This is a genomic window from Methylobacterium phyllostachyos (assembly GCF_900103445.1).
Lineage (GTDB): Bacteria > Pseudomonadota > Alphaproteobacteria > Rhizobiales > Beijerinckiaceae > Methylobacterium > Methylobacterium phyllostachyos.
Genome location: NZ_FNHS01000004.1, coordinates 40,750 through 63,086, shown reverse-complemented (window position 1 = coordinate 63,086; position 22,337 = coordinate 40,750). Strand labels below are relative to the sequence as shown.

General features: G+C 68.8%; 20 protein-coding genes. 12 read left to right on the top strand and 8 right to left on the bottom strand.

The window, feature by feature from the left end; translation table 11 throughout:
- Window positions 1-44: 44 nt before the first annotated feature.
- On the bottom strand, window positions 45-1,673 hold the full coding sequence (locus BLQ49_RS07370) for a CTP synthase (protein ID WP_091714627.1): 1,629 nt from the start codon (window positions 1,671-1,673) through the stop codon (window positions 45-47).
- A 143-nt stretch (window positions 1,674-1,816) separates the two neighbouring features.
- Window positions 1,817-2,293: a preprotein translocase subunit SecG gene (gene secG / locus BLQ49_RS07365; RefSeq protein ID WP_091714625.1), complete on the bottom strand. Its 477-nt coding sequence runs from the start codon at window positions 2,291-2,293 to the stop codon at window positions 1,817-1,819.
- 261 nt (window positions 2,294-2,554) lie between these two features.
- Here secG and BLQ49_RS07360 point away from each other — a divergent pair, with 261 nt between their 5' ends.
- Entirely contained in the window at window positions 2,555-3,004 is a 450-nt protein-coding gene (locus BLQ49_RS07360; protein WP_091715107.1) for a nuclear transport factor 2 family protein, read from the top strand.
- A gap of 9 nt (window positions 3,005-3,013) precedes the next feature.
- Here BLQ49_RS07360 and ppk2 read toward each other — a convergent pair whose 3' ends face one another.
- Both ppk2 and tpiA read right to left on the bottom strand, forming a co-directional pair.
- Window positions 3,014-3,925 carry a polyphosphate kinase 2 gene (gene ppk2 / locus BLQ49_RS07355; protein WP_091714623.1) on the bottom strand — a complete coding sequence of 304 codons (912 nt, stop codon included), beginning with the start codon at window positions 3,923-3,925 and terminating at the stop codon, window positions 3,014-3,016.
- Window positions 3,926-4,010: 85 nt separating this feature from the next.
- Window positions 4,011-4,772 (bottom strand): triose-phosphate isomerase, encoded by a 762-nt coding sequence (gene tpiA / locus BLQ49_RS07350; protein ID WP_091714621.1) that lies wholly within the window; start codon window positions 4,770-4,772, stop codon window positions 4,011-4,013.
- Window positions 4,773-4,956: 184 nt separating this feature from the next.
- Here tpiA and BLQ49_RS07345 point away from each other — a divergent pair, with 184 nt between their 5' ends.
- From BLQ49_RS07345 to BLQ49_RS07315, 7 genes are all read left to right on the top strand, one after another.
- On the top strand, window positions 4,957-6,858 hold the full coding sequence (locus BLQ49_RS07345) for a peptidylprolyl isomerase (protein WP_091714619.1): 1,902 nt from the start codon (window positions 4,957-4,959) through the stop codon (window positions 6,856-6,858).
- A 4-nt stretch (window positions 6,859-6,862) separates the two neighbouring features.
- On the top strand, window positions 6,863-8,380 hold the full coding sequence (trpE, locus tag BLQ49_RS07340) for an anthranilate synthase component I (protein WP_091714617.1): 1,518 nt from the start codon (window positions 6,863-6,865) through the stop codon (window positions 8,378-8,380).
- A 121-nt stretch (window positions 8,381-8,501) separates the two neighbouring features.
- On the top strand, window positions 8,502-9,116 hold the full coding sequence (locus BLQ49_RS07335) for an anthranilate synthase component II (RefSeq protein ID WP_091715106.1): 615 nt from the start codon (window positions 8,502-8,504) through the stop codon (window positions 9,114-9,116).
- Between the two features lie 36 nt (window positions 9,117-9,152).
- Window positions 9,153-10,190 (top strand): anthranilate phosphoribosyltransferase, encoded by a 1,038-nt coding sequence (gene trpD / locus BLQ49_RS07330; RefSeq protein ID WP_091714615.1) that lies wholly within the window; start codon window positions 9,153-9,155, stop codon window positions 10,188-10,190.
- Complete coding sequence (gene trpC / locus BLQ49_RS07325) at window positions 10,187-11,071, top strand: indole-3-glycerol phosphate synthase TrpC (protein WP_091714614.1); 885 nt, start codon at window positions 10,187-10,189, stop codon at window positions 11,069-11,071. The genes trpD and trpC overlap by 4 nt, the downstream gene beginning before the upstream one ends.
- A gap of 5 nt (window positions 11,072-11,076) precedes the next feature.
- Window positions 11,077-11,568, top strand: coding sequence for a cyclic pyranopterin monophosphate synthase MoaC (moaC, locus tag BLQ49_RS07320; RefSeq protein ID WP_091714612.1), 492 nt, complete (start codon window positions 11,077-11,079; stop codon window positions 11,566-11,568).
- Window positions 11,565-12,794 (top strand): molybdopterin molybdotransferase MoeA, encoded by a 1,230-nt coding sequence (locus BLQ49_RS07315; protein WP_091714611.1) that lies wholly within the window; start codon window positions 11,565-11,567, stop codon window positions 12,792-12,794. The genes moaC and BLQ49_RS07315 overlap by 4 nt, the downstream gene beginning before the upstream one ends.
- On the opposite strand, the gene BLQ49_RS07310 is transcribed toward BLQ49_RS07315, so the two are convergent.
- Complete coding sequence (locus BLQ49_RS07310; RefSeq protein ID WP_091714609.1) at window positions 12,766-14,586, bottom strand: hypothetical protein; 1,821 nt, start codon at window positions 14,584-14,586, stop codon at window positions 12,766-12,768. The genes BLQ49_RS07315 and BLQ49_RS07310 overlap by 29 nt on opposite strands.
- A gap of 268 nt (window positions 14,587-14,854) precedes the next feature.
- Here BLQ49_RS07310 and BLQ49_RS07305 point away from each other — a divergent pair, with 268 nt between their 5' ends.
- The 3 genes from BLQ49_RS07305 to BLQ49_RS07295 all read left to right on the top strand — a co-directional run bounded on the left by BLQ49_RS07305 (window position 14,855) and on the right by BLQ49_RS07295 (window position 18,203).
- The gene (locus BLQ49_RS07305) at window positions 14,855-16,357 is read left to right on the top strand and encodes an NAD(P)/FAD-dependent oxidoreductase (RefSeq protein ID WP_091714608.1); all 1,503 of its coding nucleotides are present in this window, start codon (window positions 14,855-14,857) and stop codon (window positions 16,355-16,357) included.
- Window positions 16,358-16,470: 113 nt separating this feature from the next.
- The gene (locus BLQ49_RS07300) at window positions 16,471-17,739 is read left to right on the top strand and encodes a PQQ-dependent sugar dehydrogenase (RefSeq protein ID WP_091714606.1); all 1,269 of its coding nucleotides are present in this window, start codon (window positions 16,471-16,473) and stop codon (window positions 17,737-17,739) included.
- 146 nt (window positions 17,740-17,885) lie between these two features.
- Entirely contained in the window at window positions 17,886-18,203 is a 318-nt protein-coding gene (locus tag BLQ49_RS07295; protein ID WP_091714604.1) for a c-type cytochrome, read from the top strand.
- Window positions 18,204-18,213: 10 nt separating this feature from the next.
- Here BLQ49_RS07295 and lepA read toward each other — a convergent pair whose 3' ends face one another.
- The 3 genes from lepA to BLQ49_RS07280 form a co-directional block, all read right to left on the bottom strand.
- Window positions 18,214-20,016: a translation elongation factor 4 gene (gene lepA / locus BLQ49_RS07290; RefSeq protein ID WP_091715104.1), complete on the bottom strand. Its 1,803-nt coding sequence runs from the start codon at window positions 20,014-20,016 to the stop codon at window positions 18,214-18,216.
- A 219-nt stretch (window positions 20,017-20,235) separates the two neighbouring features.
- A complete protein-coding gene (locus BLQ49_RS07285; protein ID WP_091714603.1) occupies window positions 20,236-20,436 on the bottom strand; it encodes a hypothetical protein in 201 nt (66 codons plus the stop codon).
- 60 nt (window positions 20,437-20,496) lie between these two features.
- On the bottom strand, window positions 20,497-21,282 hold the full coding sequence (locus tag BLQ49_RS07280; protein WP_091714601.1) for a HugZ family pyridoxamine 5'-phosphate oxidase: 786 nt from the start codon (window positions 21,280-21,282) through the stop codon (window positions 20,497-20,499).
- A gap of 289 nt (window positions 21,283-21,571) precedes the next feature.
- Between BLQ49_RS07280 and BLQ49_RS07275 the strand changes: the two genes are divergently transcribed.
- Window positions 21,572-22,282, top strand: a complete 711-nt coding sequence (locus BLQ49_RS07275) for a response regulator transcription factor (RefSeq protein ID WP_010682252.1) — start codon at window positions 21,572-21,574, stop codon at window positions 22,280-22,282.
- Window positions 22,283-22,337: the final 55 nt, after the last annotated feature.

Genomic DNA, 22,337 nt, shown 5'->3' with positions numbered 1-22,337 from the left:
AGGGTCCCACGCGGCGGCGCGAGAAGCGGCGCGCCGCCGCGGCCTCAGACCAGCCGGCTCTGCTCGATCGCCGCGCCGACGAAACCCTTGAACAGCGGGTGCGGCTCGAAGGGGCGCGACTTCAGCTCCGGGTGGAACTGCACGCCGATGAAGAACGGATGCCCGACATGCTCCACCGTTTCTGGCAGGAGCCCGTCCGGCGACACGCCGGAGAAGCGCAGGCCCTGGGCCTCCAGCCGCTCGCGATAGGCCATGTTGACCTCGTAGCGGTGGCGGTGCCGCTCTGAGATGTCTGCGGTGCCGTAGATCTGCGCGATCTTCGATTCAGGATCGAGCTTCGCATCGTAGGCGCCGAGCCGCATCGTGCCGCCGAGATCGCCCGCTGCGGCACGCCGCTCCAGCTCGTTGCCGCGCAGCCACTCGGTCAGCAGGCCGACCACCGGCTCGGCCGTGTCGCCGAACTCGGTCGAATTGGCTTCCGGCAGGCCGGCGAGGGAGCGCGCCGCCTCGATCACCGCCATCTGCATGCCGAAGCAGATGCCGAGATAGGGAATGCGCTTCTCGCGGGCGAAGCGGGCTGCGCGGATCTTGCCCTCGGCGCCCCGTTGGCCGAACCCGCCCGGCACGAGGATGCCGTTCAGGCCTTCGAGGAACGGCGCGGGGTCCTCGCGCTCGAACACCTCGGCCTCGATCCATTCGAGGTTGACCTTCACCCGGTGGCTGATGCCGCCATGGGTCAGGGCCTCGGTCAGCGACTTGTAGGCGTCCTTGAGGCCCGTGTACTTACCCACGATGGCAATGGAGACCTCGCCCTCCGGGTTGCGCACCCGCTCGGCAATGGTCTGCCAGCGGCCGAGATCGGGCTCCTGGCCGTGCTCCAGACCGAAATGGCCGAGCACCTCCCGGTCGAGCCCGGCCTTCCGGTATGAGAGCGGCACCTCGTAGATCGAGGCGACGTCCCGGGCCTCGATCACCGCGGTCTCGCGGACGTTGCAGAACAGCGCGAGCTTGCGCCGCTCGTCGGCCGGGATGTCCCGGTCGCAGCGGCAGAGCAGGATGTCGGGCTGGATGCCAATCGAGCGCAGTTCCTTGACGGAATGCTGCGTCGGCTTGGTCTTCAGCTCGCCTGCGGAGGGGATGTAGGGCAGCAGCGTCAGGTGGACGTAGCAGCAGGTGCCGCGGGGCAGTTCCTGGCCGAGCTGGCGGATCGCCTCGAAGAAGGGCAGCCCCTCGATGTCGCCGACCGTCCCGCCGATCTCGACGAGCACGAAATCATACGCGTCGTTGCCCTCGAGGACGAAGTCCTTGATGGCGTTGGTCACGTGGGGAATCACCTGGATGGTGGCGCCAAGGTAGTCGCCGCGCCGCTCCTTGGCGATGATGTCCTGGTAGATGCGGCCCGTGGTGATGTTGTCGGCCCGGCTCGCCGGCACGCCGGTGAAGCGCTCGTAATGACCGAGGTCGAGGTCGGTCTCGGCGCCGTCGTCGGTGACGAAGACCTCGCCGTGCTGGGTCGGGCTCATCGTGCCCGGATCGACGTTGAGATACGGGTCGAGCTTGCGCATCCGGACCCGGTAGCCGCGGGCTTGAAGGACCGCTGCGAGCGCCGCCGAGGCCAGTCCCTTGCCCAGGGAGGAAACCACGCCGCCGGTGATGAAAACGTACCGCGTCATGGGCCTCGGTCCATAAAGAAGGTGCCGGCGTTTGCCAAACGCCGATGGCCCCGGCCCGTGCGAGGGCTGGGGATTGCTGGACGCATGGACGGGCTGGCCGGGGCCGGTCCGTCAGGGCTCGCGTGAGTCGCCGGGTCGCGCGGTTAGCGCGATTGCGGCGCGTCCGGCACCGCCGGTTGGGCCGGAGCGGGCTGGACAGGGGCGGGCTGAGCAGGGACGGACTGGGTCGGGGCAGGCTGAGCCGGAGCGGGCTGGGCCGGCGCCGTGGCGGGCACCCGGTCCTGCTGCTGGCGCAGCGTGTCGAGCAGGTTGTCCGCGCCGGTCGGCTGCTTGGCCGGCTGGCCCGCGCTCTGCGGCGCGCCGGTGTCGAGGATCGACTTCGGCGCCTGCGAGCGGTGCGAGAGGACGGCGAGCAACAGGCTCGTGGCGAAGAACAGGGCCGCCAGGATCGCGGTGGCCCGCGTCAGGGCGTTGGCTTGGCCGCGGCCGGTCATGAAGCCGGCCACGCCGCCGCTCCCCCCGCCGCCGAGCCCGAGGCCGCCCTCGGAGCGCTGGAGCAGCACGACGCCGATCAGCGCGAGCACGATGATGAGGTGGACGACGATCAGGACGGTCTGCATCGGTGTTCCGGAAGCGTAAGCTGATCCGCGCGTCGCTCCCCGAGGGCCGGCCGCGGGGACCGGAAGGCGGGCGCGCAGGCGGCCGATGCCCAGGACAACAGCCGCAAATGATCCCGGGCGCATACACCAATCGGGAACCGGCGCCAACTCGATGATCGGGCCTCGCCTGTCAGTCCTGCCCCTCGCGCCGGGCGATCGGCTATGCTCTGCTTCGCGCCGAGGACGGAGCCGCCAATCCACCGTCCCGCCCGGGAGGACGCCATGCCGATCTCACGCCGCGCCGCGCTCGCCGCTGCTCTCGTCACCTCCACGCTGATGGCGCCGGCCTTCGCCGCCGAGCAGCCCCAGGACCAGAAGGCCGTTGTCGAGGCGCAGGTGGATGCCCTGACCAAGGCCATACTGGCTAGCGACGGCGCCGCTCTTGACGCGCTGACCCTCGACGGGCTCAGCTACGGCCATTCGAGCGGCCTCGTGCAGGACAAGAAGGCTTTCATCGCGCCGCTCGCCAGCAAGCGCCAGACCTTCCCGAGCATCACCCTGTCGGACCGCTCGGCCTCGGTGGTGGGCGATGACGCGATCGCCCGCCACGTCTTCACCGGTGAGGTGGTGACGGACGGCAAGTCCGCCCCGGTGCATATCGGCGTGATGCAGGTCTGGCACCGCGATGGAGATCGCTGGCGCCTGCTCGCGCGTCAGGCCTTCAAGATCTGAGGGCGGCGTTCAGTACTTGGCCGGAACGTGCATCTCCGGGGGGATCGGCGCGCGGATGTAGTCCGCGTGCCGGACCCGGTCGGGCAACTGCACGGGCGGGTGCTCGACTTCGCCGTAGGGGATCTGCTCCAGCAGATGGCTGATGCAGTTGAGCCGCGCCCGCTTCTTATCCACCGCCTCGACCACCCACCAGGGCGCCTCGGGGATGTGCGTGCGCGTCAGCATGTCTTCTTTGGCGCGCGTGTAATCCTCCCACCGCCGACGGGATTCGACGTCCATCGGCGAGAGCTTCCACTGTTTCAGCGGGTCCGTGATGCGCATGTTGAAGCGCATCGCCTGCTCCTCGTCGGTGATCGAGAACCAGTACTTCAGCAGAATGATGCCCGAGCGGACCAGCATCCGCTCGAATTCGGGGACGGAGCGGAAGAACTCCTCCACGTCCGTCTCGGTGCAGAAGCCCATGACGCGCTCCACGCCGGCGCGGTTGTACCAGGACCGGTCGAACAGCACGATCTCGCCGCCAGCGGGCAGGTGGGCGATGTAGCGCTGGAAATACCATTGCGTGCGCTCGCGCTCGTTCGGCGCGGGCAAAGCCGCGACCCGGCAGACGCGCGGGTTGAGGCGTTGGGTGATCCGCTTGATCACCCCGCCCTTGCCGGCGGAATCGCGCCCCTCGAACAGCACGACCACACGCAGCTTCTTGTGCTGCACCCAGTCTTGGAGCCGGACCAGCTCGTGCTGGAGGCGCAGCAATTCCCGGAAGTAGAACCGGCGGTCGAGGCCGGATTCCGTGCCCCCGTCGAGACTATCGAGACGATCGTCCTCGAAGCCGAGCTCAATCTCCTCATCATAGCTGTCGAGGATCTCGCGGCGGATCGTATCCAACAGCTTGGGGTCGGCGGTAGAAAGATCGTCCGTCATGGTCCGAATCGCGGTGGTGGAACACCACGACCGTTAAACAGGATCGTGTGACAGCGCCGAGAACCCTGATGGGGACCGCCCGGCCTTACGCGTAGGCGGCGCAGATCCCGAGAAAATCCTCGGCCACGAGGCTCGCGCCGCCGACCAGCGCCCCGTCGACATTCTCCACAGACAAGAGCTCACGCGCGTTGCCGGGCTTCACGGAGCCGCCGTAGAGGATGCGGATCTTTTGCGCCTCGTCGCCCACGAGCTTGTCGAGCATCTCGCGGAGCGAGGCGTGGACCTCGGCGATATCGCGCGGGGTCGGGGTCCGGCCGGAGCCGATCGCCCAGACCGGCTCATAGGCGATCACCGTGTCGGCTGCGGTCGCGCCCTTCGGCAGGCCGATGGCGAGCTGGGCGCGGACAATGTCCAGCGCGCGGCCCTGCTCGCGCTCCTCGATGGTCTCGCCCACGCAGATGATTCCGCACAGGCCGGCCCGCCGGGCGCCGAGCGCCTTGGCGTGAACGCCGTCGTCGGTCTCGTGGTGATAGGCCCGCCGCTCGGAATGGCCGACGATCACGTAGCGGGCACCGAGATCGGCCAGCATCTCGGCCGAGATCGAGCCGGTGAAGGCCCCGCTCGGCCGGGCGTGCAGGTTCTGGCCGCCGATGGCGATGGGCGAGCCGGCAGCAGCTGCCACGCAGGCGCTGATCAGTGTCGCGGGCGGGCAGATCAGCACGTCGATGCGGCTGGCCAGCTCCGGCGAGAGACCGTCGCGGATTGCCTCAACCACCTGGATCGACGCCCGCGTGCCGTTCATCTTCCAGTTGCCGGCGACCAGCGGCCTGCGCCCCGACTGCGTCATTCCCGTCCCCGCCTCGCTCTGCCGTTCGCAAGTTGTCGCGGCCGTACCAGAGGGAGCTTGGGCGCGCAAACCGCGCAGACAGCCGAGCCTTTGCCTGTGGACGCGAATGGTCTATCGCGGTCGGCTTTCAGGCAAGCGCCGTTCCGGCAACGGGGTGGCCGCCGCAGGTATCCGATCGCAAACCATGCTTCAGGGCATCCGCAACGCCAGCCAGCATTGGCTCGGTAAGATCGTGTTGACGATCATCTTCACCCTGCTGATCGCGGGCGTGGGCATCTTCGGCGTGGAGGAGTTCTTCCGCGGCGGCACCAGCAACAACGTGGCGACTGTCGGCAGCACGCCGATCACCACCGAGCAGGTGCGCCAAGCCTACCAGAACCAGATCCAGCGTTATCAGGCGCAGCTGAAGCGGGCGCTCACCCCCGATCAGGCGCGGATGCTCGGCCTCGACCGGCAGGTCATGGCCCAGCTGATCACCGAGGCGGCCCTCGACCAGAAGACGCATGATCTCGGCCTCGCCGTGCCGGATTCTGCGGTAATCCGCGCGATCCACGACGAGAAGAGCTTCCAGAACGCACAGGGCCAGTTCGAGCCGCAGCTCTTTTACCAGACATTGCAGCGCGCCGGCTTGAACGAAGGGATGTTCGTGCGCGAGCAGCGCGCGGTGATCGCGCGGCTTCAGCTCGCCGAGGCCGTCTCGTCCGATCTGCACGTGCCAGTAGCCCTGCGCGAGGCCGTCCACCGCTACACGACCGAGCGCCGCGGCGCCGCCTACCTGATGCTGACCCCCTCGACCGCCGGCCAGATCCCGGACCCGACCGAGGACGAGCTGAAGACTTGGTACGAGGCCAACAAGTCGGGTTTTCGCGCGCCTGAATTTCGGTCCGCAAGCCTGCTGGTGGTCGATCCAGTGGCGATGGCCAAGCCCGACGCCATCAGCGACGCCGATGCCCGCGCCGCCTACGCTCTCAACAAGGAGCGTTTCGGTACTCCCGAGAAGCGCACGATCCAGCAGATCGTCTTCCCGGATCACGCCGCCGCCGAGGCGGCCCGCAAGGCGATCGAGGACGGCTCCAAGACCTTCGAGGCCATCGCGACGGAGCGGGGCACCGACGACAAGGACCTGACCCTCGGGACGCTCAGCAAGCCCGAGCTGTTCGACACGACGGTGGCGGACGCCGCCTTCGCGCTGCCGGAGGGCGGCGTGAGCCAGCCGGTCCAGGGCCGCTTCGGCACGGTGCTCCTGCGCGTGACCAAGATCGAGCCGGGGACGGTGAAGCCGTTCGAGCAGGTCGAAGGCGAGATCCGCAACGGCTTGGCCCTCGCTCGTGCCCGCGACGCCATGGAGACGACGCGCGACGCGATCGAGGACCAGCGCGCCGGCGCCAAGCCGCTCGCCGACATTGCGACCGAGCGCGGCCTCAAGCTGATCACGGTCAAGGCCGTGGATCCGAACGGCAAGGATCCCGAGGGCAAGAAGGTCACCGACATTCCGGATCCCGACACCACGCTGCCGGCCCTGTTCCGCGCCGAGATCGGTGGCGACAACGAGCCCCTGCGCACCAAGGCCGGCGGCTACGTTTGGTACGACGTGACCAACATCGATCCGGCGCACGATAAGCCGCTCGAGCAGGTGAAGGACGGCGTGCAGGCCGGCTGGACCGCGACCGAGATCGCCAAGCGCCTTCAGGCGAAGGGGCGCGAGCTGGTCGAGAAGGTCAACAAAGGCGAGTCCATGGAGGACGTCGCCAAGGAGGTCGGCGTCAACCTGCAGGAGGTGCAGGATCTGTCGCGCAACCAAGCTAAGGACATGCTGACGACGGACGACGTCAACCTGATCTTCGCGACGCCGGTGGGCAAGGCCGGCACCGCGGCGGCGAAGGATTCCCGCGCGGTGTTCAAGGTGACCTCCGCGACGATGCCGGCCTTCATGGCCGACAGCCCGAGCGACCGGACGATCAGCCAGAACTTTCAGGCCGCCCTCGCCGACGACGTGCTGTCCGAGTACATCACCGAGGTCCAGAAGAACGCGGGCGTAAAGGTTGATGCGACGGCCCTGCGCCGGGCCATCGGCGGCGAGTATTGAGGCGATGGCCGAGGCTTCCGATTACGCGGCCTTCGCGGGGCGCTACGAGGCCGGCCAGCCGAGCGTCATCGCGCTGAGCCTCGTCGCCGACCTCGAAACGCCGGTCGCGGCCTTCCTCAAGCTGCGCGCCCGGCATGCGGGGCCGGCCTTCCTGCTCGAATCGGTCGAGGGCGGCGCCGTGCGCGGGCGCTATTCGATGATCGGCCTCGATCCGGACCTGATCTGGCGCTGCCGGGACGGCGCGCCGGCCATCGCCCGCGGAGCCGACCTGACCCAGTTCGAGCCCGACGACCGGGCGCCGCTCGCGAGCCTGCGTGCCCTGATCGCGGAGAGCGCCATCGGGGACGAAGGTCAGGATCTGCCGCCCATGGCGGCGGGCCTGTTCGGCTATCTCGGCTACGACATGGTCCGCGCCATGGAGCGGCTGCCGGAGCCGAACCCCGATCCGCTGGGCGTTCCGGATGCGATCCTATTGCGGCCGCGCGTGATGGTGGTGTTCGATTCCATCCGCGACATCATCACCGTGGTCTCGCCGGTGCGGCCCGCCGCCGGCATCGGCGCCCGGGCGGCCTACGAGGACGCGCTCCAGCGCCTCGACCGGGTGGCGGAGGCCCTGGAGGGTCCCTTGCCGATCGAGGCGCGGATTGACGTCTCAGCAGTCGCCCATCCCGAGCCGGTCTCGAACACGACGCCGGACGACTTCTCCGCCATGGTGGCCCGGGCCAAGGAGTACATCGTCGCGGGCGACGTGTTCCAGGTGGTGCTGTCGCAGCGCTTCTCGGCGCCGTTCACCCTGCCGGCCTTCAGCCTGTACCGGTCGCTCCGGCGCACCAACCCGGCGCCGTTCCTTTGCTATCTCGACTTCGAGACTTTCCAGATCGTCTGCTCCTCGCCGGAGATCCTGGTGCGGGTGCGCGAGGACACCGTCACGGTGCGCCCGATCGCCGGCACCCGCCGCCGCGGCGCAACGCCAGCCGAGGATGCGGCGCTGGCCGACGAGTTGCTGGCCGATCCGAAGGAGCGGGCCGAGCACCTGATGCTGCTCGACCTCGGTCGCAACGATGCCGGCCGCGTCTCGCGGATCGGCAGCGTGCGGGTGACGGATTCGTTCTTCATCGAGCGCTACAGTCAGGTGATGCACATCGTGTCGAACGTCGAGGGCGAACTCGATCCGCGCCACGATCCGCTCGACGCCCTGGCGGCGGGCTTCCCGGCCGGCACGGTTTCGGGGGCCCCGAAGGTGCGGGCGATGGAGATCATCGACGAGCTGGAGCGCGAGAAGCGCGGGCCCTATGCTGGCTGCATCGGCTATTTCGGTGCGCGGGGCGAGATGGATACCTGCATCGTGCTGCGCACCGCCGTGGTGAAGGATGGGCGGATGCACGTCCAGGCTGGCGCCGGGATCGTGTACGATTCTGATCCCGCGTCCGAGCAGCAGGAATGCGTCAACAAGGCCAAGGCTTTGTTCCGGGCCGCCGAGGAGGCGGTGCGGTTCGCCGCGCAGGTAAAGCGGGGCCAGTAGGGGCTGGCTCTCGAAGCAAGTCAGCGGCTCATACCGAGCCTGCATCGCCAAATAACCCGGCACGGTTGACCGCTCCGCCCCGAGCGGTCACATCGCCCCTATGCCAGAGCGTGCCGCCGCGATGTCCAACGTCCTCGTCATCGACAACTACGATTCCTTCACTTGGAATCTCGTCCACCTGATCGGCCCGCTCTGCGGCGCGATCGACGTTGTGCGCAACGACGCGCTGACCGTTCCCGACATCCGCGCCAAGGCCCCGGACGCGATCGTGCTCTCGCCTGGCCCCTGCACGCCCAACGAGGCGGGCATCTGCCTCGACGTGGTGCGGGATCTGTCCGAAGAGATTCCGATCTTCGGCGTCTGCCTGGGCCTTCAGGCGATCGGGCAGGCTTTCGGCGGAGACGTGGTGCGGGCGCCGCTGCCGCTGCACGGCAAGGTCTCGACCATCCGCCACGGGGCGAGCGGCCTGTTCCGCGGCCTGAACGACAGTTTCGAGGCGACCCGCTACCACTCGCTGGTGGTCGACCGCGCCAGCTGCCCGGCGGCCCTGAAGGTCACCGCCGAAACGGACGGCCTGATCATGGGGCTGGAGCATGCCGAGCGCCCGCTCCACGGCGTGCAGTTCCATCCGGAGAGCATCCGCTCGCAGCACGGCACTGAGATCGTCAAGAATTTCCTGGATCTCGCCGCCGCCTGGAACGCGGCGCGTGACAGGACCCGCGCCGACGTGCATTGACCCGAAGGAGGCCGGGGCGGCCCTTCGACAGAGCGCATGGACAGTTTCAGACCCCATCTCGCGAAGGTGGCCGGGGGCCTTGCCCTTGATCGCGCCGAAGCGCGCGCGGCCTTCGACGACCTGCTGTCGGGCGAGGTGACCCCGGTCCAGGCCGGCGCCTTCCTGGCCGCCCTCAAGGTGCGCGGCGAGACCGTCGAGGAGATCGTCGGCGCCGTCGAGGCCATGCGGGCGCGCATGACCCGCGTGGACGCCCCGGAGGGCGCCATCGACGTGGTCGGCACGGGCGGCGACCATTCCGGCAGCGTGAACGTCTCGACGCTCGCGTCGATTCTGGTGGCGGCCTGTGGCGTGCCGGTCGCCAAGCACGGCAACCGCGCCGCGACCTCCCGCTCGGGTGCCGCCGATGTGCTGGCTTCGCTGGGCGTTACGCTCGGGCTCAACGCGGAGGGGCAGGCCCGCTGCCTGAAGGAAGCCGGCCTCTGCTTCCTGTTCGCCCAGACCCACCATCCGGCCATGCGCCACGTCGCGCCGGTGCGCTCGGAACTGCCGGTGCGGACGATCTTCAACCTGCTGGGGCCGCTGAGCAATCCGGCCGGCGTCGCCTACCAGCTGTTCGGCGTGGCCCAGGAGGCCCTGGCCGAGCCGCTGACCCGAGTGCTGGCGGAACTCGGCAGCCGCCGGGTCTGGACGGTCCACGGTTCCGACGGGCTCGACGAGATCACCGTCACCGGCCCGACCCGGGTGGTCGCGCTGGAGGACGGCCAAATTTCGCGCTTCATCATCGATCCGCGGGAGCTCGGCCTGACGCTGCGCGCGCCCGAAGAGCTGCGCGGCGGCAATCCCGCCGACAATGCCCGGGCGCTGGAGGCGGTGCTCGCCGGCACGCGGAACGCCTACCGGGACATCGCGGCGCTCAACGCGGGCGCTGCACTCGTCGTCGCGGGCGCCGCGCCGACCCTGGCGGACGGGCTCGCGCGGGCGCAGGATGCGATCGATTCCGGGGCGGCCCGGGCGACGCTCGCCCGCCTTGTGCAGGCTTCGAACGACCACTCCAACGGGCAGGAGGGCCGATGAGCGCGGTGACGGAAGAGCTGACCCACGAGACCGGCGCCGAGGCGCCGCCGGAGCGGCCGAACGTGCTGGCCAAGATCGAGGCCTACAAGCGCCGGGAAATCGCCGAGGCGAAGCTGCGCGTGCCGCTCGCCAAGCTCGAACGCAAGGTCGCGCAGGCCGATCCGGTGCGCGGCTTCGCGGCGGCGATCCGCGCCCACCGGGCCGAGGGCCGTCCGGCCCTCATCGCCGAGGTGAAGAAGGCCTCGCCCTCGAAGGGCCTGATCCGGGCCGATTTCGATCCCGCCACCCTGGCGGCCGCCTACGAAGCGGGCGGCGCGACCTGCCTCTCGGTGCTGACCGACGAGCCCTCGTTCCAGGGGCGGCCGGAATACCTGACCGCGGCCCGGGCCGCCTGCGGACTGCCGGTCCTGCGCAAGGACTTCATGTTCGAGCCCTATCAGGTCTACGAGGCCCGGGCCTGGGGGGCGGACTGCATCCTCGTCATCATGGCCTGCCTCGATGACGACGAGGCCGTGGCGCTGGTCGAGACCGCGCACCAACTCGGGTTGGATGTCTTGGTGGAGGTCCACGACGAGGCCGAGCTCGCCCGGGCGATCCCGCTCGGCACCGCGATGATCGGCATCAACAACCGCAATCTCAAGACCTTCGAGGTCTCGTTCGACACGGCGATCCGCCTCGGCGCCGGCATCCCTTCGGACCGGATCGCGGTGGCGGAGAGCGGCATCGGCGGTCATGCCGACGTGGCCCGCCTCAATGAGCACGGGCTCGGCGTGGTGCTGGTCGGCGAGAGCCTGATGCGTCAGGCCGACGTGACGGCTGCGACCCGTGCGTTGCTGTTCGGTGACGCCAAGAGCGGCGGCAAGGCCGGGAAGAAGGGCTGAGTGCGATGGAGCCCGGCGCGACGCTCACCCATCTCGACACCAGCGGCGCGGCCAACATGGTCGACGTCACCGACAAGACTGCCACCGATCGCACCGCCCGGGCGGAGGGTGCCATCGTGATGGAGCCGAACACGCTGACGCTGATCCGCGAGGGCGATGCCAAGAAGGGTGACGTGATCGGCACCGCGCGGCTCGCCGGCATCATGGCGGCCAAGCGCACCCACGAGCTGATCCCCCTCTGCCATCCGCTGCTGCTCTCCAAGGTCCGGGTCGAGATCGAGCCCGACGACGCGCTGCCAGGCCTGCGCATTGCCGCCGAGGTGCGGGTGCAAGGGCCGACCGGCGTTGAGATGGAGGCGCTGACCGCCGTCTCGGTAGCGTGCCTCACGGTCTACGACATGGTGAAAGCGGTCGATCGCGGCATGCGGATCGAGGGCATCCGGCTCATCGCCAAGGATGGCGGTCGCTCCGGCGCCTACCGGGCACCCGGGGCATGAGCGGCCTGATCCCAGTCGCCGAGGCGCTGGCGCGGGTCCTGGCGAGCGTGACCGCCCCGGTCGACGCGGAGAACGTGCCGCTAGCGCAGGCCGCCGGGCGGGTGCTCGCGGCCGACATCGTGGCCACCCGCACGCAGCCGCCGTTCCCGGCCTCCGCGATGGACGGTTATGCGGTGCGCAGCGCCGACGCGGCCGTCGCGGGGGCGAGCCTGCGCGTGATCGGGACAAGCGCGGCCGGCCACGGATTCTCGGGCCGCATCGGCCCCGGCGAGGCGGTGCGGATTTTCACCGGGGCGCCGGTGCCCGAAGGCGCGGACGCGATCCTGATCCAGGAGGATGCACAGGCCGAGGGCGACACCGTGCGCGTGGTCGAGCCGGTCGAGCCCAAGCGGTTCATCCGCCGCGCAGGTCTCGATTTCACGGCCGGCGAAACGCTGCTCCAAGCGGGCCTGACCCTGGACGCGCGGCGCCTCGCCCTGGCGGCGGCGGCCGGCCATCCGCACCTGCCGGTCCGGCGCCGGCCACGTGTGGCGATCCTGGCGACCGGTGACGAGTTGGTCGAGCCCGGTGCAGCGCCGGCCTGGGATCAGATCGTCGCCTCGAACAGCCTCGCCCTCGGCGCGCTCGCCGCTGAGGCGGGGGCTGAGATCATCGATCTCGGCATCGCGACGGACGATCACGCCGCCCTAGCGGACGCGTTCCGGCGCGCCCGCGAGGCCCGTGCCGATCTGTTGGTCACGCTCGGCGGCGCATCGGTCGGCGATCATGATCTTGTGCAGGCGGCGCTGGCCCGCGAAGGGCTCGAACTCGGCTTCTGGCGGGTGGCGCTCAGGCCCGGCAAGCCGCTGATGCACGGGCGCCTGGGCGACATGCTGGTGATCGGCCTACCAGGAAATCCCGTCTCGTCGATCGTCTGCGGGCTGCTGTTCGTGGTGCCGGCGATCCGCGCGTTCCAGGGCGATCCCCAGGCCGGGGCCGACCGCAGCGAGCCGGCCACGCTCGGCCGCGATCTCGATGCCAATGACGGGCGGGCCGACTACATGCGCGCCCGCCTTACGGTCGAGCCCGGTCGGCTTCCCGTGGCGATCACGGAGCAGCGCCAGGATTCCTCGATGCTGGCGGTCCTGGGCCAAGCCGAGGCCTTGCTGATCCGCGCGCCGCACGAGCCCGCCGCCCGCGCCGGCGATCCCTGCCGGATCATCCGGCTCGACCGGCGCCTGCTTTGAGAGCGTCGGGGACCACCCGCCACACTTTGAGGGGACCGGGCAGGTCCAGGGGCACGAGCCTGTCGGAGCGCGCCGCGCCCCCGGCGAGCCGTGTGGCGAAGGCCGTCTCCGCCTGAAGATCCTCTGCCGGCCGGGCCGGGCAGGCGACGAGGTAGCGGACCCTGAATCCCGTCAGCACCCGCTCCAGATCCGCTTGCGTGCCGCCCAGCCCTTCGATCGCCGCTGTGAGGCCGGGGATCGCCCGGTGATACGGCGCCGCCACGATCCCGTGCCGCGTGTGCAGTAGGATCGCGGGCCCCATGAAGATCGGCGCCAGCACGGTGCCGGGCGGCAGGGTGTCGAGAGGGGCCAGCGCCTCCTGGCTGCGGCAGGCGATCGCGCCGGCCGGATCGGGCGCCGTCCGCGTGGCGGGCCCCAGCGCCTCGGCGAGGATAGCGGGCACCATCCAGAGCGTGCTTACGATACAGCCGCCGAGCAGCGCGTTGCCCCAGCGGGGCAGGCCGGCCCGGCGCTCCGTGTCGTCCCGGAGCGCCCTATCGAGGACCGCCCCCGCCGCCAGCGGCACGAAGCCGGAGGCGATATAAAGACCGCGGAACTGGAACAGGCCGAGGATCAGGCCGGGCCACAGAAAGAGGGCCATCCCCGCCCAGATGCGCCGATGCGGCCCGCGCCACGCCATCCAGCTTGCGGCGGCGGTGGCGAGCAGAACCACCGGATAGAACACCAGGGCCTCCCACTGCCCCCGGGCGATGAATTTCGGAAGCGAGGCCATCTCGTTCACCGTCAGCAGCCAATGGTCCCGCACCAGGGGCGGCATGTCGGGGAACGGCCCGCCCAGGCAGACCGGGAAGGCGAGGGCGAAGCCCCCGAGCAGGAGCACCCCCGAGAGCCCGGCGAGCGCGGTGCGTGCCCGGATCGAAGCGAGGCGCTCACCGCTCGCGGCGGCGCAGACGGCAAAGAGCAGGCCGCAGCAGGCGAGCCACAGCCAGGGCGGCGAAAGCGCGTCGCAGCGTGTCGCGGTCCACAAACCGGGTGCCGTCTGCGCGGCGAACAGGATCGGCGCGAATGCCCCGAGCCCAAGGCCGAAGCCGGCGAGGAGCGGCAGCGCGGGGCGACCCCGCCAGCACCAATCCCCCACGCAGAACAAGGCCGCCACGGCAATGGAGGGTAGTCCTTCCAATCCGACCGCAAGCGACAGGGCCGCCAGCCCACCGCCGATCACGCCGCTGCGAATCCCGCCTCGCATCAGGCAGAAGGCCAATCCGACGATTGCGATGATCTGGATGTTGTGGTGGTCGACGCGACCGGCTGCGAACTGGATGGTCAGACCGAGGGTCTGCGTCGCCGCGATGAGGGCCAGCAGAGCGGTGCGGCTGCCGAAATGCGCCCTCAGGCCGCGATAGAGGACGGCGCCGTAGACCCCGAACAGCAGCACCGGCCAAAGCGCCGCCGCCAGACCTTCCGCGACGGTCCGGCCGGCCAGCGGCGTCAGGGCCAGGATCAGCCCGGCGATCGGCGCATCGATCAGGCGCGACCAGTGGCTCGGCACGCCGGCAGGCGCCAGGAAGCGGTGCTGGATCAGGTCGTACCAGCTCTGGCCCGCCAGGAGATCACGCACCTCCACGAGGCGCATGGCGTCGTCGGTATCCGGCACGCGCAGGTAATGGATCGTGGCCCACAGATCGGCGAGCGGCACCATCGTGGCGCAGCACAGGCCTGCGAGCACCCACAGGACGGTGCGGGGCTTGACCCGCAAGGTCGGCCGGGCGGTCGGCTGAGCCGGAGCGGACATGCTGTGTCACTGAGACGGGCGGCCGAGGCCCACGGCGCGAGGATGCGCCGACAGGCTTAACGGCCAGTCAAGACACCGCGAATCCGCGGCCGTTCAGGCGCTCGATGAGCCGGGAATTGGAGGTGAGCCGCGGATTTGCGCGAAGGAGATTGGAATTCACCGGCCCGATATGCCTGTATCGCCAGCGATTCCTTAACCATGCGTCCGCATCCTCCGGGCAAATCGGCGCTTCGCGCGTCGTGCGAATGACCAAGCGCCGGAGCACGGGATGAGCCACCACACCGAGACGCTGGTGATCGGCGCGGGGCCCGCGGGACTGACCGCGGCCTACCTGCTGTCGAAGCAGGGCCGGTCCGTCACGGTGCTGGAGCGCGATCCCACCCAGGTCGGCGGCATCTCCCGCACCGTCTCCCACAACGGCTACCTGTTCGATATCGGCGGCCACCGGTTCTTCTCGAAATCCAAGGCGGTGGTCGATCTCTGGGACGAGCTCCTGCCCAACGATTTCATTGAGCGCCCGCGCCTGTCTCGGATCTACTATCGCGGCCGCTACTACGCGTATCCGCTCAAGGCCTTCGAGGCGCTGAGGAACCTTGGCCTGTTCACCAGCGCGGCCTGCATGGCCTCCTACGCCTGGGCCCGCCTGCGGCCGGTGCGTGAGCCGAAGACCTTCCACGCCTGGGTGCGCAACCAGTTCGGCGAGCGCCTGTTCTCGATCTTCTTCAAGACCTACACCGAGAAGGTGTGGGGCATGTCGTGCGACGCGATCTCGGCCGATTGGGCGGCGCAGCGCATCAAGGGCCTCGACCTCGGCTCCGCGATCCGCGACGGGATCAAGCGTTCCCTCGGCCTGCGCAAGCCGGCCAAGGCGGGCGGCCCGGTGATCAAGACGCTGATCGAGTCGTTCCGCTACCCGCGGCGCGGCCCCGGCATGATGTGGGAAGCCGCCGCCGCCAAGGTCCGGGCGCAGGGCGGGAAGGTGCTGCTCGATCGGAGCGTCGATTCTCTCACCTTTGACGCCGGCACCGGCATCTGGACCGTCGCGGCCCGCAGCGCAGACGGCAGCCGCGAGACCTTCACGGCCCGCCACGTGGTCTCCTCGGCCCCGGTCCGCGAGCTGGTGGATTCGATCCGGCCCCGGCCGCTGAGCACCTTCAACGCGCGGGCGCTGAAGTACCGCGACTTCCTCACCGTGGCGCTGATCGCCAAGTCGCAGAAGAATTTTCCGGACAACTGGATCTACATCCACGATCCGTCCGTGAAGGTCGGGCGGGTTCAGAATTTCCGCTCGTGGTCGCCCGAGATGGTGCCGGACGCGGATCACGCCTGCCTCGGCCTCGAATATTTCTGCTTCGAGGGCGACGGGCTCTGGAACGCCTCGGATGACGAGCTCGTGGAACTCGCCAAGCGCGAGATCGGGCAGATTGGCCTGATTGATCCGGCCGAGGTCGTCGATGCCTGCGTGGTCCGGCAGGCCAAGGCCTATCCGGTCTACGACGAGGACTACGCCAACCACGTCGCCACAGTCCGCCGGGAGCTGGAGCGGGATTTCCCGACGCTGCACCTCGTCGGCCGCAACGGCATGCACAAGTACAACAACCAAGACCACGCCATGATGACCGCAATGCTGACCGTGGAGAACATCCTGGCCAACCGGCGCCGGCACGATGTCTGGCGGGTCAACGAGGATGCCGAGTACACGGAGGCCGGCGTGTCGGGGGCCGAGGCCGCGCTCGGCAGCGAGCGGCTCGTGCCGCGCAAGGTGGCCTGAGCGGCGACAGGGTTTGAGCCGCGTCACCGGCGCGGCTTGTCCCTCGAACAGGCGGCTCTATCGTTCGCTCCCGGACACGCCCAATACCAGGGCGGCCGGGAGGAAGTCATACGATGCGATCATTGATCATCTCCGCCCTGTTGGCGGGCGTCGCCGCGCCGGCCCTGGCGCAGGGCGCCGCCCCCGCCGAGACCAAGGCCAAGACTGACGATCTGGAGAAGCTCGAGGGCTTCCACAGCACCAACACGCAGGCCGCCCCCGAAATCCCGCAGACCGGCCGGCGCGCTGACGCCATCCGCAAGAACCTGTCGAAGATCAAGCTGCCGGACGGCTTCAAGATCGACCTTTACGCCGTGGTGCCGGATGCCCGCGCCATCGCAGTCGGCCCCAATGCCGGTGTGCTGTTCGTCGGCACGCGCAAGACCAAGGTCTACACGGTCACCGACCGCGACAAGGATCGGGTCGCCGATGAGGTCCGGGCCTTCGCGCCGGGCATCGACTTCAAGATCCCGAACGGTGTCTGCTTCTCGAAGGACGGCGTGCTCACCGTGGTGGAGCAGAACCGCGTGCTGGCCTTCCCAGCCGCCGAATTCTTCTATGAGAACCCGGATGTCGCCGCGGGCGTGCTGGTCAAGCAGGGCGCGCTGATCCCGGCCACCGAAGAGAGCTTCAACCACACCGCCCGGGTCTGCCGGGTTGGACCAGATGGCAAGACCTACATCGCGCTCGGCCAGCCCTACAACGTGCCGCCCGCCGACAAGATGGATCTCTACCGCAAGGACGGGATCGGCGGCATCATCCGCATGGATGCGGACGGCAAGAACCGCGAGGTCTTCGCTACCGGCATCCGCAACTCGGTGGGCATGGATTTCGCCTCCGACAAGTCGCTTTGGTTCACCGACAATCAGGTCGACGGCATGGGTGACGACAAGCCGCCGGGCGAGCTGAACCACGCCACCAAGCCGGGAGAGAATTTCGGCTTCCCGTGGTTCGGCGGCGGCGCGGTCCGCACGGTCGAGTACAAGGACCAGACGCCCCCCGCCGACGCGGTCGCCCCGATGGCCGAATTGCCGCCGCACGCGGCCGATCTCGGCATGACCTTCTACAACGGCAAGCAGTTTCCAGCCTCGTACAAGGGCGGGATCTTCATCGCCGAGCACGGCTCGTGGAACCGCACCCAGCCGATCGGCGCCCGGGTGATGTTCGCCAAGCTAGGAGCCGACGGGAAGGTTGAGTCGGTCAAGCCGTTCGCGGAAGGCTGGCTCACCGGCGACGGCGAGTATCTCGGGCGGCCGGTGGACGTAGCGGTGATGCTCGACGGCTCGCTGCTCGTCTCGGACGATTCCGCCGGAGCGATCTATCGGATCTCCTACGAGAAGTGAGGGCTTCTTCCCTCCCCCTTGTGGGGAGGGATCGAGGGTGGGGGTGGTTCCGGATGAAGCGCCCCGGTGCCTCCTGCACCACCCTCACCTCCAACTTCTCCCCACAAGGGGGAGGAGAGTCCCGTTGCGCAGACAGAGCCCGCCCGATGATCCGCTCGCTTCTCCTCGTTGCCGCCACCCTCGTCCCGTTCGCGGCCCAGGCCGGCGATGCCTCCGCGGGCAAGAAGCGCGCGACCGCCTGCCAGACCTGCCACGGGATGGACGGGCTCTCGAAGCTGCCAGAGGCGCCGAACCTCGCCGGGCAGGTCGAGCCCTACCTCGTCAAGCAGCTCACCGACTACCGCGACGGCAAGCGGCAGAACGAGATCATGAACGTGGTCGCGAAGGAGCTGTCGGACGCCGATATCGCGAATCTGGCGGCGTATTATTCGGGGATCCAGATCGACGTGCTGCCGCCGGGGTAGTCCGCGCGCCTCAATCGTCCATCTTCAGCGCCGCGATGAACGCCTCCTGCGGGATCTCCACGCGCCCGAACTGGCGCATCTTCTTCTTGCCTTCCTTCTGCTTGTCGAGGAGCTTGCGCTTGCGCGAGATGTCGCCGCCGTAGCACTTGGCGGTGACGTCCTTCGACAGGGCCTTGATCGTCTCGCGGGCGATGATCTTGCCGCCGATCGCCGCCTGGACGGGGATCTGGAACAGATGGCGGGGGATCAGGTCCTTCAGCTTCTCGCACATGGCCCGGCCGCGCGACTCGGCGCGGGTGCGGTGAACCAGCATCGAGAGGGCGTCGACCGGTTCGGCATTGACCAGGATCGACATCTTCACGAGGTCGCCCTCACGGTAATCCGACACGTGGTAGTCGAAGGAGGCGTAGCCCTTCGAGATCGATTTCAGCCGGTCGTAGAAATCGAACACCACCTCGTTCAGAGGCAGGTCGTAGACCACCATGGCGCGCTTGCCGACGTAATTGAGGTCGATCTGCACGCCCCGGCGGTCCTGGCAGAGCTTGAGCACGCCGCCGAGATAATCGTCGGGCGTCAGGATCGTGGCGCGGATCCAGGGCTCCTCAATCGACTCGATCTTCATGATGTCCGGCATGTCGGCCGGGTTGTGCAGCTCCTTCACCTCGCCGTCGCGCATCTTGAGGCGGTAGACCACCGACGGCGCCGTGGAGATCAGGTCGAGGTTGAACTCGCGCTCCAGCCGCTCCTGGATGATCTCCAGGTGCAGCAGCCCGAGGAAGCCGCAGCGGAAACCGAAGCCCAGCGCCGCCGAACTCTCCATCTCGTAGGAGAACGAGGCGTCGTTGAGCCGGAGCCGGCCCATGGCCGAGCGCAGGTTCTCGAACTCGGCCGCGTCCACCGGGAACAGGCCGCAGAACACCACGGCCTGGACTTCCTTGAAGCCCGGCAGCATCTCGGTGGTCTGGCGCTTGTCCTCGGTGATGGTGTCGCCGACGCGGGTGTCGGCCACCTCCTTGATCGAGCCGGTGAAGAAGCCGACCTCGCCTGGGCCCAGGGCGTCGATATCGGCCATCTTCGGGCGGAACACGCCGATCCGGTCGACGCCGTAGACCGCGTCCGCACCCATCATGCGGATGGTCATGCCCTTCTTGAGGGTGCCGTCGATGATCCGCACCAGCACCACGACGCCGAGATAGGCGTCGTACCAGCTGTCGACGAGCAGCGCCTTCAGCGGCGCATCGCGGTTGCCCTTCGGCGCCGGCAGGCGCGTGACGATCGCCTCCAGCACCGCTTCGATGTTGAGGCCGGTCTTGGCCGAGATCGGCACGGCGTCGGAGGCGTCGAGGCCGATCACCTCCTCGATCTGCTCCTTCACCCGATCGGGCTCGGCGGCCGGCAGGTCGACCTTGTTGAGGACCGGGACGATCTCGTGGTTGGCGTCGAGCGCTTGATAGACGTTGGCGAGCGTCTGCGCTTCGACGCCCTGCGAGGCGTCGACCACCAGCAGCGAGCCCTCGCAGGCGGCCAGTGAGCGTGACACCTCATAGGCGAAATCGACGTGGCCGGGCGTGTCCATCAGGTTGAGGACGTAATCCTTGCCGTCCTGCGCCTTGTATTCCAGGCGCACGGTCTGCGCCTTGATGGTGATGCCGCGCTCCTTCTCGATATCCATCGAGTCGAGCATCTGCTCGGACATGTCGCGCAGCGCGACGGTGCCGGTGGCTTGTATCAACCGGTCCGCGAGCGTCGATTTGCCGTGGTCGATATGCGCGACGATCGAGAAGTTGCGGATGGATTCGATCGGGGCTGTCATCGGCATTCCGTTCGGTCGCGCGCCGGCGCGCACCGTCTGACGTCTGGGCGAGTTCGTATGGAGCGGCTCCCGCGCGAGATAGCAGCGCGGCGGGATAGCGCCAAGCGCGCTCGCAATCGGCGCGCTATCCTGTCACCGGGCAAGCAAAAAGACGGGGGCCGGATCGATCCGGCCCCCGCCCGGGCACGCGATGGTGGTGACTGCGAAGCGCGGGCCGCCTCAGCGACCGCGATCGCGGATCAGGCGCTCGATCTCGGCCTCGCCGTGGGAGCGCGCCTTCGCCTCGGTCGGATGCTTCCGGTCCGAACGCTGGTGAAGCTTGCCGTGCTTGCGGATGCTCCACTGGAACAGGGAGCCGCTCTCGCCGACCGGTTCGACATCGAGGCTGAAGGGGTAGGTGTCTGTCTGCGTTTCGCTCATGCAGCCGATATGGGGCAGTCGGCGGCATTTCGCCATGCCCCTTTGTGAAGTCCTTGCGCCCTAGCCCTGCGCGTCACTCGCACGCGCCCGCGCGGCCATGGCAACCAAGCTCTTGCGCAGCGCACCCATGTCGGAGACGCGCTCCGGATAGACGACCCGGGCGGTTCGCTCGTTGGCCATCAGGTCCATGCCTTCCGGGTCGAGCCCGGTGAGCCTCCAGGGCAGCCCGGCCTCGGCGCCGCTTCCAGCGGCGTAGAGGGCAAGCGCGTCCGCGTGGTCGGCATTCATATGCTCCACGGCCCCACGCTCACCCGCCACGACGGCCTCGGCGCCGGTGAGGTCGAGCAGCAGTTGCTCGCGGGTCAGCGTCGCGGCTTTGGCGAAGCCGCCGTTGAGGTGACCCGCCTCGGGATCGAGCGCGAAGAATCCGAAATCCGGGAAGTCGGCGTAGAGCTTGGCCTTGGGGTGGCGGGCCAGGAACCGCTCCCGCGCCCGCATCTCCATAGTCTGGGTAGCCCGCCCAACCACGGTGAGTCGCGGATGGGCCAGGGGATCGCCCTTGCCGGTCTGGGCGAACAGCAGCGAGCAACGCGGGTTCGTCAGCAGATTCCGGGTATGGGCCGAGAGCCGCGAGAGCAGCATCAGCGGCGTACCGTCGGCATCCGTGGCGATGGTAACGAGCGAAGCGAAGGGCGTACCGTCCGAATCCAGCGTCGCCAGCGCTCCGGAACGGATGCCGCGTAGCAGGCTCCGGGCAAGGCCAATCGCGTCAAACGGTGCCTCTTCGGCCGGCAACGGCCGGGCGGGGCCCCGCGGTTCGGATGCGTTTCCGCCGGTCTCGCCCATGCCGTTCCTCCCCCTCGCGAATTGCCGCTCGATGCGCCCGCCACGTTAGCGAGCCTCAGGCCGGCACGCGAGGCGGGCGGCCCGCGTCAGATCGGCCGTTACGGCCAAGCTATGACCGCCGCTCGCTTTTTCCGATTGGCCGTACTAAAGCACCTGTCCCTATGCGCGTGCCGGGCTGCGTCTCAACCGCCCGGTTCGCGCTCTTGTCTGCCCCTCGGGGGCCGGGACACGGCGCGGCCTGTGCGTAAAGCCGGGACCGCGCCCGAACCCGTTCAGTCAGGGACCGCGCATGCCGACCATCGCCCTCGTCGACGACGACCGAAACATCCTCACCTCGGTGTCGATCGCGCTTGAGACCGAAGGCTACCGCATCCAGACCTACACGGACGGCGCCTCCGCCCTCGACGGCCTGCGCCATTCCCCGCCGGATCTGGCGATCTTCGACATCAAGATGCCGCGCATGGACGGGATGGAGCTTCTCCGGCGCCTGCGGCAGAAATCTGACCTTCCCGTGATCTTTCTGACGTCGAAGGACGAGGAGATCGACGAGCTGTTCGGCCTGAAGATGGGCGCGGACGACTTCATCCATAAGCCGTTCTCGCAGCGTCTCCTGGTGGAGCGCGTGAAGGCGGTGCTGCGCCGCTTCGCCAAGGAGGCCCCCGGCGCCACACCGCGCGGAGCTGAGGAAGTCGCGGCCCGCTCGCTGGAGCGCGGCGCGCTGATGATGGATCCCGAGCGCCACACCTGCACCTGGAAGGGTGAGCCGGTGACGCTGACGGTGACCGAGTTCCTGATCCTCCAGGCCCTCGCCCAGCGCCCCGGTGTCGTGAAGAGCCGCAACGCCTTGATGGACGCGGCTTATGACGATCAGGTCTACGTCGATGACCGGACCATCGACAGCCACATCAAGCGCCTGCGCAAGAAGTTCAAGGTGACCGATCAGAGCTTCGACATGATCGAGACGCTCTACGGCGTCGGCTATCGGTTCAAGGAGGCGTGATCTTCGGGATCCGTCGCGTGTCCGCTCGTACACAGACCCAGACCGAGGAGGCCGA